The organism is Ruegeria sp. AF1 (assembly GCF_056542125.1).
The window spans coordinates 88037-102404 of record NZ_JBQFZG010000010.1 but is presented as its reverse complement, the minus strand read 5'-3'; the positions used below and the strand labels follow the sequence as shown (position 1 = coordinate 102404).

8 protein-coding genes are annotated in these 14368 nt (G+C 58.8%); 4 read left to right on the top strand and 4 right to left on the bottom strand.

Translation table 11 applies throughout. From position 1 onward, the window contains the following. Positions 1 to 8 precede the first annotated feature (8 nt). Entirely contained in the window at positions 9 to 5435 is a 5427-nt protein-coding gene (locus tag ACR0BK_RS14255; protein ID WP_480555136.1) for an alpha-2-macroglobulin family protein, read from the bottom strand. 115 nt (positions 5436 to 5550) lie between these two features. Here ACR0BK_RS14255 and ACR0BK_RS14250 point away from each other — a divergent pair, with 115 nt between their 5' ends. Continuing rightward, positions 5551 to 7848: a response regulator gene (locus ACR0BK_RS14250; protein WP_480555134.1), complete on the top strand. Its 2298-nt coding sequence runs from the start codon at positions 5551 to 5553 to the stop codon at positions 7846 to 7848. A gap of 8 nt (positions 7849 to 7856) precedes the next feature. Here the strand turns inward: ACR0BK_RS14250 and yaaA are convergent, their stop codons facing one another. The 3 genes from yaaA to ACR0BK_RS14235 all read right to left on the bottom strand — a co-directional run bounded on the left by yaaA (position 7857) and on the right by ACR0BK_RS14235 (position 11065). Beyond that, complete coding sequence (gene yaaA, locus ACR0BK_RS14245; protein ID WP_480494981.1) at positions 7857 to 8627, bottom strand: peroxide stress protein YaaA; 771 nt, start codon at positions 8625 to 8627, stop codon at positions 7857 to 7859. Between the two features lie 32 nt (positions 8628 to 8659). After that, entirely contained in the window at positions 8660 to 10699 is a 2040-nt protein-coding gene (gene recQ / locus ACR0BK_RS14240) for a DNA helicase RecQ (protein ID WP_480555132.1), read from the bottom strand. 78 nt (positions 10700 to 10777) lie between these two features. After that, on the bottom strand, positions 10778 to 11065 hold the full coding sequence (locus tag ACR0BK_RS14235; RefSeq protein ID WP_170382138.1) for a YggT family protein: 288 nt from the start codon (positions 11063 to 11065) through the stop codon (positions 10778 to 10780). 129 nt (positions 11066 to 11194) lie between these two features. Here ACR0BK_RS14235 and ACR0BK_RS14230 point away from each other — a divergent pair, with 129 nt between their 5' ends. Genes ACR0BK_RS14230 through ACR0BK_RS14220 form a run of 3 tightly spaced genes read left to right on the top strand, consistent with a single transcriptional unit; the run spans position 11195 to position 14279 of the window. Further along, positions 11195 to 12562, top strand: coding sequence for an MFS transporter (locus tag ACR0BK_RS14230; protein ID WP_480555130.1), 1368 nt, complete (start codon positions 11195 to 11197; stop codon positions 12560 to 12562). Then, entirely contained in the window at positions 12559 to 13422 is an 864-nt protein-coding gene (gene mepA, locus ACR0BK_RS14225) for a penicillin-insensitive murein endopeptidase (protein WP_480555128.1), read from the top strand. Before ACR0BK_RS14230 ends, mepA begins: the two co-directional genes overlap by 4 nt. Next, a complete protein-coding gene (locus tag ACR0BK_RS14220) occupies positions 13395 to 14279 on the top strand; it encodes an esterase-like activity of phytase family protein (protein WP_480555126.1) in 885 nt (294 codons plus the stop codon). Before mepA ends, ACR0BK_RS14220 begins: the two co-directional genes overlap by 28 nt. Positions 14280 to 14368 lie beyond the last annotated feature (89 nt).

The window sequence follows — 14368 nt, the reverse complement described above, 5'->3', positions numbered from 1 at the left end:
ATGGCCGGTCACTGCACCTCGACCCGTCCCGTCGCCGTTCGTGCGCGGTTCTGGGGGCGATACATATCTTCGACCGAGGCCGCCGGATGGTGGAACACGCCCGGTGTGACGGCACGGGCGACGTAAGCCAGCGTCACGGTCTGGCGCCCCGACAGGTCAACCGCAGCCAGGAACCTGTCCGATCGGAACTCGGTATGCGTGGCATCAGACAGATTCAACCAGTCCAGCGACCGTACATCGCCCGATCGCAGCAGGTTCGGGTTGTCAATCTCGATCCCGGCGGCAAGAGGATCGTCTACCATCAAACGCGCCCCACCGCTTTCAAACGGCGTGACCGTCAGAACCGTGACGAACCGGTCCCCCACGGCAAATCGGCCCGCGTCAATCAGATCGCCGTCCATCGAATAATACTGCCGTTCGATTGCATAGCCGGTGCCACCGGCCCCAGGCGGATCTTCGGGAATTCCGGTCACCGTCAGGGTGATATCGGTTGCCTGACCGTCGGTCGCAGTGATGTTGACCTCTTCCGCCTGCCCGGATTGCAGAACCTGAACAAAGGGGCCGGATACTGACACGCCATTGACCGTCAAACCGGAGCCGGACGGATCAGACACCAGCGCGTGCGCCGCCAGCAGGGACCATGTGGCCTCTTGCGTGGACAGGGGAGTGCGGCCCGTGCTTACCCGTTGGATCAATGCGTTGCGGTCAATCGCCTCGCTGCCCGCATCTACCGCCAGAGTCAGCAGGCCCGCCGCATCCCGCAGGCGGGTGCCGTAATCCGCGCGCCAGTGGTTTTCCTGATCGTTCGGCACCTGTTGCAGCATCCGCGCCGCACGGACGAACATCGCGTCTGCGCGGGTCTGGTCCCCGTACGAGGCCAGCGCAGCGCCCAGTTGCGCTGCAGCCAACGGCGTGTCGAAAGCATCCCCTTTGACATCCGCATAATAGCGCAGATCGCCCATCGCCGCCGTGCCTTCCCGCGCCAGAACCATCAGGGCATAAGCGATATCCTGACCACCTTCGTCAAAATCCGGCGCATAATTGACCCGATTGCGCAGGTTATCCATGGCCTGCGCAAAAGCCTGATCCGGCACCGGGTGTCCCTGCACGCGGGCGCGTGACAGGAAATCGGTCACATAGGCGTCCAGCCAGAAATCACCGCTGCCTGCGCGCCACAGGCCAAAGGCACCGTTTGCAGCCTGACGAGTCAGGATACTTCGGATCGAGTCCGTGATGCGCTGATCCACCTCCGGGCTATTGCCCAGCCCCGAGGCCTGCGCGACAGATGACAGGTAAAGCAGCGGCAGTGCCTTGCTGGTGATCTGCTCGGTGCATCCATAAGGGTAACGGTTCAACTGATCCAGCAGGCCGGGCATATCGAACTTTGCCAGCGCTCCGGCTGACAGGATGGCCTTGGCTGAGCCGGGTTGAAACCCGTCAAAAACATCCTGCGAAAACAGAAAGCTGTCACCCGCACCCAGCGAAAAGCGCCGTGTCCGGGCAATTACGGGATCGTTGGCCCGCACCGGCATCCGCAGGGTTTGCGACAGATCGCGCCCATCTGGCGTGGTGATGGAAACGCTGATCTCTGGATTGCCGATGACATGGGCCGTTACAGGGATGTCGAACACCGCTTTGCCACCATCCTCCAGCAGAAAGCGTGCCGGTACCGGGCCCAGTTCCAGCCCACCGGTGGTGGTCAGGCCAAGCGCCATGTCTCCGGATGCACCATCCGCATGGACAATCTCAAGCCGCATCCGGCTTTGATCGCCGGGGGCCAGAAACCGCGGCAAGCTGGCCGTAACCACCACCGGGTCGCGGACGATCATGTCAGCCTCGGCCTGCCCGACGGCTTTTTGTGACCACGCGACGGCCATCAGGCGGACCGTACCATTGAAGGCGGGCAGAGGGATGTCGACCTCAACCTCGCCACCCACACCGACCTGAACCGGGCCGCTGAACACTGCCATCAGATCTTGCGTCGGTGGCGGGGACTGGCGGCGCATCCCGTTGTCATTGTCGCCGCCAGAGCGAACTGTACCCATCGTTCCGTTCATGCCGTCGATCAACCGCCCGTAAACATCACGCAGGTCCACACCCAGCCGGCGTTGCCCGAAATAGTACTCTTGCGGGTTTGGGCTTTCGAACTCCGTCAGGTTAAGGATGCCCACATCCACAGCGGCAAGGGTTAGCCAGACTGGATCATCGCTTGTAACATTTTCGACCCTAACAAGGGCCTTCTGTGTATGACGGGGTGAGGTAACCTCGGGCACCTCAATGGCAACCGACAGCGTACGATCCGCAGGATCAATGGCGGCATAGGCGACGCCCATGGCGCGTGCCGGGTTCTGACCGGCCGCAACATCCATTGGTCGGATCACTGTGGCCGTGACATAGGCACCTGCACCCCAATCTTCTGTCACCTCTATCGGGATAACTGTCTCGCCTTCCGGCACGGCAACCATTTGGCGATGGATCAGGCGGTTCGACAGCACCTCGACCTGGGCGATACCTGCCATGCGCGGAACGATGCGCAGTTGTGCGGTTTCCCCGGCCCGATAGCTGTCGCGATCCAGCGACATCTCAAGCCGGTCAGGCGTGGTCGAAGCATCTGCGGCCTGATACCAGCCTGCATGGAAATCGACAGCGGTTTCCGTAAAGGTGCCGTCTACGCGTTGAACCACCAACTCGTAACGGCCCCAGTCCACGGGCTGGGACAACGTCAAAGGGTTAGTGGCGACGTCAACGTCTCCGGTGGCAACGCGAGTGCGTCGGGTTGTCGGTTCCCAATTCCAGTTTCCGTAAAGCTGATACCATTGATACCGCGTTTCGATCTTGTTCAGCGTCCAACGCATGCGCATCGGGCTGGGGGTCAGGTCGGGTGCAAGGCCAATGATCTGAAATGCGGCCTCGGTACCTTCGGGGATTACGTCCTCGAACATGGGTTTGACACCGATCACAGGTTGCGACGGCAGGACAGGAACGCTCAGGCGACGTTCAACAGGGCGGCCCGAGCCATCGGCCAGTCGCGCAATAACCTCGGCTTCAATTGGCTGCCCTTCCGTCTCTAATGCAGGGATTTCAACAGCTATGGATGCTTTGCCGTTTGCGTCTGTGCGCGTGTCACCGAAATAGGTGCTTTTGATCGATGTCTCGGCGTCATAGCGGCCAAAGCGATACCCCTCGTAGCCTGGCACTGTGTCCGCCGGGCGTCCGATAACCTGACCGTCGATGCTCAGGTCGGACCCCGGCGCACCAAACAGATAGCGCGCGTCGATCGAAAGCGGTGGGCTGTCGCCGGTACGCAGGGGCGCGTCCGGCAGGTTCAGCTCAAAATCTATACGTTCCGGCAGGAAGTCTTCTACCAGCACTGTTTGTCGCGCCAGCGCATCGCCTTTGGGATCTGATCTGATCTCGATCCGCCAAGCGCCGCGTGGTGCATCTGCCGCAACAGGCAGACGAAAGATATGCCCCCCGGCGACGCCGCCATCCGAGACGGTTCGGCGGTATTCCACGCCGTCAGGGCGATACAGAATTGCGGTTAGGGGCAGACCCTCGATAGCCTGCGCCTCACCATCGCGCGACAGGGCGGTGAGGTGGATCACCTCTCCGGCCCGATATGCGCCGCGATCCGTGGCTAGAAAAACATCAACCGGCCCTGCAGGTGCACGCCCTTCAACACCACGATCTGACAGGTCAAAGGCAGGATCGGTCAGGGATAGAAAGCTGAAATCGCTGTCTCCGGTCGACGCCATCACCAGTGCGGGCGCGCTGGCCCCCTTGCCGCGCGTCAGACCGGGATCGAACCTGACATAACCCGATTCATCTGTCCGCGCTTGGGAGATGACCGCATTTGCGCTTGTGACCAGTGAAACCTCGACACCTTCACGGGGTGCCGCGTCGCTCAGCCCGCGCACCGTGACGTGCAATCCATCGGTGCCAAGCACGCTGCTGATCCCAAGATCGGACAGAACAAACCATTGCGTCGCGCCCGGGTCGTCATAGGGATCAGCCCCCGGAACACGGGCGGTCAGCGCATAGATGCCAGCGGGCTGATCCGCGATCGCCTCTGCCATGGGCAGGCGCGCCGTCATGGCCTGGTTTAGTTCGTTGGCCACTTCGGCGGTACTGGTCCAGATATCCTCGGCAATTTCATCGGAAAATTCTGCTTCCTGCCATTCACTAAGCGGGCGGCCGAAGAAATCCTGCTGAACCGCGCGCAACAGGTTCCGGTCGCTGACCCTCCGCAGGATCAAGTCCAGCTCGGTGACGTTGACCGTTTCAACGGGCAAAGCGGCGTCAGCGGATTTCGGCAGAACGTAGCTGCGCCCGGGAAACCGGACCGAAGGCGCCCGGTCTCGCACGTAATGGGCAAGCTCAACATTGCGGTTCAGCGCCTCGCCCGAGGCGGAGGGCAAGCCTTCGCGTAGCGTCAGGTGATAACGCTGACCATGGGCGACACCGTCAACGCAAAGCTGCCTGCCCTCAGCCTGTGCCACCAACCCGTCATCATTGCGCTGGACAAACGGGTCATAGTCGACCCCTGCCTTGACCAGCGGTTCCGAAAACTCAACACAGATCCGCGGCGCGGCGGCGTCGCTTTCAACAGAACTGTCGACCACGCGAAACCCGTATTTCCCGATGGCATCATTCAGCGCGGCCAGTACATCCTCGCGCGGTTGGATTTCCTGGGCCAGCCGCAGCACGGGGATCATATCGCGCCCGCGCTCGACCTCTTCCAGGGCGCGGGCCAATGTCATCAGGGCGGCAATCTGCGTGCCGGGAGCGTCCGCGCGCAAATAGCCATTGGTTGCGGCATTCAGCGCACGGTTGTGCAGATCGCGCCCTTCACTCCGGTCCGTAGGGTTTATCGCCAATAACAAGCGCGCGTATTCCACCCATAGATCGGGCGCGTCACTGAGCGATACGGCCACACCAGTCCAAATCATTGCCAGTCGCGGGCTGCCGGCGCTGCGTGCCGCGTCCAGAACAACCTGCAGGTCGTTACCTTGCGCCATATGAACAAAGCCCAGATCGCGCGCCTGATCAACGGCTTGCTTCAGGTCGGCGGCACCAAGTGCGCTTAACGCGTTCGCACGCGCATCAGCCAATGCTTGGGTCTGATCTGGGGTAGTTACTTTCTGCGCAGATACTGCCCCCTGATAGGCCTCTTGCCGGTTTACACCGCTTTTTGGAAAACAGGCATTGGATCGGGTGTTGTAGGTGAACGCAGTGCAAAGCGTATTGGCGGAACAGGCCTGAATGCAGGACTTCAGATCGGTATCGAAAAGGGCATCCAGATCCGAGCCGTAAAAATCTGCGTCCCGCGTCGTGACATAGCGGAAATCAGGCACTGCATCCTGCGCCTGGGTGGCGCTGGGCAAGACTAAAAGTGAAATGATGTAAGTTATTGAAATAAAAACAAAGCGGCGCATGGTGCCCTCCTCTTTGGGCACAGCGTTGCATGGCGTGCGCCTGTTGTGCAACGGCTTAAACAGTTTTTCATCCTCTGCCGGGATGCTGGGCGCAGAGCGTTCTGGAATCAATCAAATGACTCTTGCACATAAATTGGCACAGGAACGGCGCGCGCGTTTGGCAGCTGAACGGATGCTGGCCCTGAAACAGGCCGAGCTTTCGGCAGCCAATCGCAAACTCGGCCAACATGCCATGGCGTTGACCAAACGAATTGGCGAAACGCAGGCTGAGGTTGAAACCGTTCGGGATGAAAACGAAAAGGTCAAATCCGACCTCTGCGTGGCCAACGCCAAGATCGAGATTGCCGAACGACGTTTGTGGCACTCGATTCAGACAATTCAGGACGGATTTGCCTTTTTTGACGGTGACAACCGGCTGATCGGCGCAAACACCGCGTATCTGAGCGTTTTTGAAGGCCTGGACGAGGTCGCGCCGGGAATATCATACCCGCGTATTCTGCATTTGCTGACGTCAGAAGGTATTGTCGATATCCGGGATGAATCCGCGGAAGACTGGCAGGACAGAATGCTGGCCCGCTGGAGCCGCGCCAACCCGCCTCCAATCGTTATGCAGCTTTGGAACGGTCACTATATCCGCCTGATCGACCAGCGCGGCAGCGGCAATGATATGGTGAGCCTTGCTCTCAACATCACAGCGTCGGTCCGGCATGAAATCGAGCTTAAGGCGGCGCGCGAGCGAGCCGAAGCAGCAAACCGGGCCAAGTCGGCCTTTCTGGCCAATATGAGCCATGAAATCCGTACTCCGATGAACGGCATCGTTGGCATGTCCGAATTGCTGGACGAGACAACGCTGGACGAAGAGCAGCGGCTATACGTCAACACGATCCGAAATTCGGGCGAGGCGTTGCTGGTCATCATCAACGACGTGCTGGATTATTCCAAGATTGAGGCGGACAAGCTGGCTCTGCACCCGGAGCAGTTCGATCTTGAACGCTGCATTCTTGAGGTTGCGATGCTGCTACAGCCCAGTGCGCGCGATAAAGGCCTGACATTGCTGGTAGATTACGACTTGTTCTTGCCAACCCTTTTTGTGGGCGATCCTGGTCGGATACGGCAGGTTCTGACCAATCTGGTTGGCAACGCCGTCAAGTTCACCTCCGAAGGCTATGTGCTGGTCCGGGTGACAGGGGTGCCCAATCCGGATGCGCAGATCTGTGATATCCATGTTGCGATCGAAGATACCGGTATTGGCATCGACGCAGAAAAAACCGGCCATATTTTTGGCGAGTTCAATCAAGTCGAAGACGAGCGTAACCGCCAATTTGAAGGCACCGGGCTTGGTCTTGCCATCACCAAGCGGCTGATCACCTTGATGGGCGGCACGGTCTGGGTCGAAAGTGAGCCGGACCAGGGATCCTGTTTCGGTTTTCGCGTGACACTGCCCACGGTAGAAGGCCCGCAACCCGAACCTCCGAACTTGGCGGATGGTTTGAAACATGTCCTGCTGGTCGAAGATCTTGCCGTGAACCGGGCCATTCTTGCCAAACAGCTTGGGCGACTGGGGGCTGAGGTGACGGTTTGCACGTCGGGGACTGAGGCACTGTCACAGATGAATGATCAGATTGATCTGTTTCTTTGTGACCACGACCTGCCGGATATGGATGGGCTGGACCTTGCGATCTCGCTCAGGGACCGCGGGTGGGGTGACATTCCGGTGGTCGTGATGTCTGCAAGCCCCGGTTTGATTCACGCGCATCCTGCCCGTGACCTGATCGACGGTGTCTTGCAGAAACCCATCCCTCGATCCGAGTTGTATGGCAGGCTGATGGCGCTTGACAGCCCATCGTTGGAAAGGTGCCCTTTGGACGTGGGCAAAACAGTCTCTAAAAAGCGAGATTCTGAATCTGCGCACCCCCGACACATGAGGGTTCTTGCCGCAGAGGACAACCGCACCAACCAATTGATCCTGAAGAAGATGGTCAAGGATCTGAATATCGATCTTCGCTTTGCCTCGAATGGGATTGAAGCGGTTGAGATCTATCAGGAGTTCGAGCCAGATCTGATCTTCATGGATATTTCCATGCCAAAGATGGACGGCAAACAGGCAACAGCGGAAATTCGCAGGCTCGAGGTTGCAACTGGTCGCCACGTTCCCATCGTTGCCCTGACGGCCCATGCCATGGCCGGGGATGATCAGGGAATTCTGTCAGCTGGCTTGGATCATTACCTGACCAAACCGTTACACAAGAACCGCATTCACCAGATGATCCTGCAACACCAACCCGATTGCGTCTGCGCGGTCGCAGACACCATACCCGGCGTCAAAGCCCGGCGTGAGCGGGACGAAATCCCGGACCCGACCTCGCCTGGCGGACTCTTCAGGCGACTACCACCGGGTTGCAAGTTCAAGTGATCTGGGTTTCAGGCCGCATAAGGTCTGACGAAAACGGGCTTATCCGCTTCCGACAGATCAGGGCGGTATTCATAGCCACCACTGTCGAAATCCAGCAGCGCCTTAGGATCGGTCAGGCGGTGTTGGATGACATACCGCGCCATGGCACCGCGTGCCTTTTTGGCAAAAAAGCTCACAATCTTTGGGGTGCCGCCCCTATCTTCCATGAAGACCGGTGTGATGACGCGCAGGTTCAGGGCATTCAAATCCACCGCACCAAAATACTCCTGACTGGCACAATTCACCAGAATGTCGCTGTTAATTTCGGCTCCTTGCGCGTTCAGTGCCTTGCTGAGCTGATCGCGCCAGTATTCGTAAAGGTTCTTCCCTCTTCGGGTTTTAAGCTTGCTGCCCATCTCAAGCCGGTAGGGCTGTATCGCGTCGAGTGGCCGCAACACACCATAAAGGCCGGAAAGGATGCGCAAGTGGTCTTGCGCCCATGACAGCTCGTCCTCGTCCAGCGAAGCAGCTTCAAGCCCTTGATATGTGTCGCCAGCAAAAGCAAGCGCAGCCGGGCGTGTGACCTTGGCGTCGGGTGCATCCGAAAAAGCGCGATACCGGTCGCGGTTCAGGCGTGCCAGATCGTCGCTCAGGTCCATCAGTTTCTTCAGATCACCCAGCGTCAGGTTGCGAGCGGTTTTGGACAGCCGGATCGCATCCTCCTGAAAATCGGGCTGCGTTACCCCGACATTCCGCTCTGCCCAGTCCAGCCGTTTGGCCGGGGAAATCACGATCAGCATATCCGCCCTCTTTCTTGCCTGTTCGGGGGTATCTAGCCCGCCTCACGCAGCACGTCCAGAAAAGCGGCGCCAAACCTTTCGTGACGTCGATCACCCAGCACCTGTGCAATTCCACGGGGATCATCGGGGCGCAGTTGCGCAACTTTTGCCAATTGTGAGGCCGAGCAGGTCAGGGGCTTGTCGATCCCGTCCGGACCGCGCGACAGCAAAGACTGAACTTTCATCAAACGGTCGTAAATCTCACCCTGATCGCGTCCAGCCAGTTTTCGGCGCGCCGGATGAACGCTTCTTGCTTCGCCCGCGATTACTTCAAGGAACGTATCGCCATAGCGCTCCAGCTTTTTGGCGCCAACACCGCCGATCCGGGCCATATCGTCCAGCGTTACAGGGCGCTTTTCAGCCATCTCGATAAGCGTGCGGTCGGGAAAGATCACATAGGCCGGAACACGTGCAGCTTCAGACAGGGCACGGCGTTTGGCCTTGAGCGCTGACAGCAGCGGGGCGTCCTCTTCGGAAACCATTGCCTTGACCGCAGGCCGACGTACCGCATTGCGCAACGTATCCTTGCGTAAGTTGATTTGCGCCTCGCCTTTCAGGATTGGTTTTGCCGCCTCGGTCATGCGCAATGCGCCGTGACGGTCGGGGTCGGGGCGGACCAGATCGTGGCCCATCATCTGCCGGAAAATGGCCTGCCATTGCGGGCGCGTCCAATCCTTTCCGATGCCATAAGTGGACAAATCCTCATGGCGGCGGGCGCGGATTTTGTCGGTCTCGTTTCCCAACAGGATATCGATCAAATGGCCTGTACCGAACCGCTCCTCGGTCCGCAGGATCGCGGACAGGGCCATACGTACCGGAGTTGTGCCGTCGAAAACTTCGGGTGGGCTGTCGCACAGATCGCATTTGCCGCAGCGTGCTATGGTCTCGCCAAAGTAACCTAACAATGTCTGACGGCGGCATTCCAACGCTTCGGCCAGACCCAGCAAGGCGTTCAGGCGCGCATGATCGGCCATGCGGCGCTCGGGCGGCGCTAGACCCTCGTCAATTTGTGAACGCCGCAGGCGAATGTCATCGGGGCCGAACAGGGTCAGCGTTTCGGCCGGGCCGCCATCGCGTCCGGCGCGTCCGATTTCCTGATAATAGGCTTCGATCGATTTGGGCAGGTCCGCATGGGCGACCCAACGGATATCGGGTTTGTCGATGCCCATGCCAAAAGCCACTGTGGCGACGACGATCAACCCGTCCTCACGCGCGAAACGGGTTTCGACAATGCGGCGATCTTCGGGGTCCATTCCACCGTGATAGTAGCAGGCCGAGTGTCCCTCGGCGCGCAGGGCCTGAGCAATCACCTCGGTTTTGTTTCTGGTGCCGCAATAAACGATGCCGGACTGGCCTTTGCGCGCATCTGCGAAATCAAGGATCTGCTTGCGCGGCCCGTCCTTTGCGGCAAAGGCCAGATGAATGTTTGGCCGGTCAAATCCGCGCAGAAATTTGCGCGGCTCAATGCCATCGAACAGTTTTTCGACAATCTCATCCTGCGTTTCGGCGTCCGCCGTGGCGGTAAACGCGGCCAGCGGCACTTTCAGGGCGCGCCGCAACTCTCCGATCCGCAGGTAATCAGGGCGAAAGTCATGCCCCCATTGACTGACGCAATGGGCTTCGTCCACAGCGATCAGGCTGACGTTGATCCGACGGAGCATCCCAAGCGCAGACCCGGCAGCCAGACGTTCGGGCGCCATGTAAAGCAGCTTCAGCCGCCCGTCCTCCAGTGCATCCCAGACGGCCTCGGTTTCCTCGGGCGTGTTGCCGGATGTCAGCGCACCGGCCTCGACCCCGGCCTCTTGCAAGCCGCGTACCTGATCGCGCATCAGGGCTATGAGTGGAGATATAACCACCGTCACCCCGTCGCGGAGCAGGGCAGGCAATTGAAAACATAAGGATTTACCGCCACCCGTGGGCATGATCGCCATCACGTTTTCACCTGCCTTCACGGCGTCGACAATCTCTTCCTGCCCAGGGCGGAAGGCGTCGAATCCAAAGACATCTCGCAGCAAGGGTGCGGCGTCGAACATATGCGGGGGTGCCTTGTTTTAAGGTTTATCTGCTCTTAAGACAGGACAATCACATACTAAGATTCAGTGAACAAGTGGTCAGTAGAAATAGGGCGCGTTGTTGATAAGGATGATCCGCAAGGCATAGACGCCGATCAGCACCACCAGCGGGGTCAAATCCAACCCACCCATATTGGGTAGAACGCGGCGGATCGGCCCGTAAATAGGCTCTAATATCCGATTTAATCCGTACCAGATTTGTGCAACCAGTTGTTGGTGCAGGTTGAGCACCTGAAAGTTGATCAGCCAGCTCATGATCACATGGGCCAGAATGATGAACCAGACAATGTCCAGGATCAGCAGCAGGATTTGGATCAGCGACAGCATGGGATCTCCGTTTTCTTGTTGGTCGAGACCTAAGCACCCTTTCAGCAAAGAGCAAGTAGGCTGAACTCTGCGCTTGCGAATTGCCCCAAAGCCCCCTCTTATGACCGCAACAAGAAAACAGGGGCAGAAATGGCAGAAATATCCAAGCGCAGGCGTATCTGGGGCTGGTGGTTCTTCGATTGGGCCAGTCAGCCCTATCACACTCTTTTGGTCACGTTCGTGTTCGGCCCGTATTTCGCGGGCGTCGCTGCGGAGTACTATCTGGCATCCGGCCTGGACGCAGGGTCTGCAGACGCACAGGCACAGGTGGTCTGGGCTAACTGCATGACCATAGTCGGTTTGATTATTGCCTTCGGTGCACCGCTGATGGGGGCGATGGCTGATGTGTCGGGTCGGCGCATCCCCTGGATATTCGCCTTTTCCGTGATGTACGCCGTAGGTTCCGGCGCGCTTTGGTACACGATGCCCGATGGCTCGAACATGTGGTTGATGCTGTCTGCCTTCGGTCTGGGTTTCATCGGTGCGGAATACGCCCTGATTTTCATCAATTCCCAACTGCCCGATCTGGGCGACGACAGCGAAGTGGGCGAAATCTCCGGCTCGGGCTTTGCTTTTGGCTATTTCGGCGGCCTGATCTCGCTGGCGATCATGCTTGCGCTGTTTGTGGAGCAGGCCAACGGTAAAACGCTGATCGGAATGGACCCCTTGTTTGGGCTGGATGCGTCGCAACAGCAGGGCACGCGCTTTGTTGGGCCGTTTACTGCGGGGTGGTTCATCTTGTTCATGGTGCCCTACTTCCTTTGGGTCCATGACGACGAAACGACAAACAAAAAGGGCAGCGTTGCCGAGGCGCTGCGACTGTTGGCAAAATCAGTGTCTAACCTGCGCTATCGCACCAGTTTGGCCAGTTACCTGGGCTCATCCATGTTCTATCGGGATGCGCTGAACGGGCTTTACAGTTTTGGCGGGGTCTATGCCCGGCTGGTGTTGGAATGGGACCTGATCAAGATCGGTGTTTTCGGCATTGTCAGTGTTCTGGCCGCAGCGGCATTTTCCTGGGTGGGCGGCAAGCTGGACAAGAAATATGGTCCCAAGCCCGTGATTATCGTTGCGATCTGGGTGTTGATCCTTGTCTGCATCACCATCGTTTCAATGGACCGGTCCCAGATATTCGGTATCGCCATGTCCGAAGGGTCGGGCTTGCCGGATATGGTTTTCTTTGGTTGCGGTATCCTGATCGGAGGCATGGGCGGCATTCTGCAATCCTGTAGCCGGTCGATGATGGTCCGGCATACGGACCCGGCGACCCCCGTCGAAAGCTTTGGCCTTTATGGTCTGTCGGGTCGTGCCACCGCCTTTGCTGCGCCACTTCTGATCGGGATCGCCACCACGGTGACAGGAAGTGCTCGTCTGGGGGTGTCACCCATCGTTCTGTTGTTTATTCTGGGTCTATTCCTGATGCGCTGGGTGAGACCGGAAGGGGATCAGAGCAGATGATTTTAAAACGTTTTTTGGTAATTTTGGCGGCGCTTGCTTTTGCAGGCACTGCGACGGCAGAACCGCTGGCAAAGCAGTTGTTCGGGGCGCAGAAACAAGGTTCACAGCAAAAACCGGCCGCTTTCGGCAGTTATTCGCGCGGATGTGCTGCGGGGGCAGTTCAACTGCCTGAAACGGGGCCTACTTGGCAGGCGATGCGCCTGTCGCGTAATCGCAACTGGGGGCATCCGCAGACGATCGATTACGTGCAGGACCTCAGCAGGTTTGCAGCCAGCCAGCCGGGATGGAACGGTCTCTATATAGGGGATATCAGCCAGCCACGCGGCGGGCCGATGACCTCGGGCCATCGCAGTCATCAGTTGGGGCTGGACATCGATGTCTGGATGTTGCCCGGCGATAACATGCGCCTGAGCCGCAAGTCGCGCGAAAACATCTCGTCCATCTCTCTTCGTCGTTCCAATGGCGCTTACGTCAACGGAAACTGGACCAAGCAGCATCATGCGCTATTGCGCGAAGCGGCAAAAGACAAGCGCGTCGCCCGGATCTTCGTGTTTCCTGGGGCCAAGGTTCAGATGTGCGACGATGAAAAGGGGAACCGCGACTATCTGCGCAAGATTAGGCCCTGGTGGGGACATCACTATCATTTCCACGTGCGACTGAACTGTCCCAGAGGGTCAAAGGGCTGTGTGAATCAAGACCCACCCCCCAAGGGCGATGGCTGCGCTGAGGCCCGTCAATGGGTGCACAACATCCTGAACCCGCCGCCACCCGATCCGAATGCGCCGCCGCCGAAGAAACGCCGGGAATACGTTCTGTCCGACTTGCCGCAACAATGCTCCGCCGTTTTGCAATCCAACTGAGTGTAGCGCTGTTTCTTGCCCCGGTGGCCGCCGCGCTGGATGTGAAATCCGCAGCCCACCTGAATAGTTTCGTTTGGCGGCATCCAGCAAGCTGGTTTGGCGGGTTTTCAGCGCTTCACATCTCGGACGACGGACGCCATATGATTGCGCTTAGCGACCGGGCGCGGATCGTGACTGCGCTGATTGAGCGGAGCGAAGGCCAGATCGCGGATATTCACGTTCTTGGTCAATGGCCGGTGCTGTCCAGCCAAGGACACATCATGAAAGGCGGCGTAGGTGACTCCGAAGGGATCGCAGTGACGCCGGATAGCGGGATATTCATCTCGTTCGAAGGGGTGCACCGTGTCGCCTATTACCCTGCGCAGGGCTCCAGCGCGCGCGTATTGCCACGCCCGAATGCGTTCCGGAACCTTGCCGAAAATGGTTCTTTCGAAGCTCTGGCCATTGATGGACGCGGCTGGCTTTACACTTTGCCGGAAAAGAACCGCACCGCTAAGGGGGACATTCCGGTTTACCGTTGGAATGGCGACACATGGTCGACCCCGTTTGTTCTGCCACAGCGTGGCGGCTTTAAACCCGTTGCCGCGGATTTCGGTCCCGATGGGCGGTTTTACGTTTTGGAACGCAAGGTATCCTTGGTCGGTTTCCGATCACGACTGCGGCGATGGGTCGTGGTAAACGAGAACCCAGGCGCCGAGGAAACCCTGTTCGAAACCGGAACGGGCGCGCATGACAACCTCGAAGGATTGTCGGTCTGGCGCGACGGGCAGGGCCTGTTGCGCGCCACGATGATCTCTGATGACAACTTTCTGGCGGTGCAGCGGACCGAACTTGTGGAATACCTGCTGCCCGATTGACAGGGCGCAGGCAAAGGTCTAAAGGCACGGCTTGCCTTGGGACGGTCCCTTGGCCAAGTCGCCGCTACCTTGTCAAAACGGGCATCAAA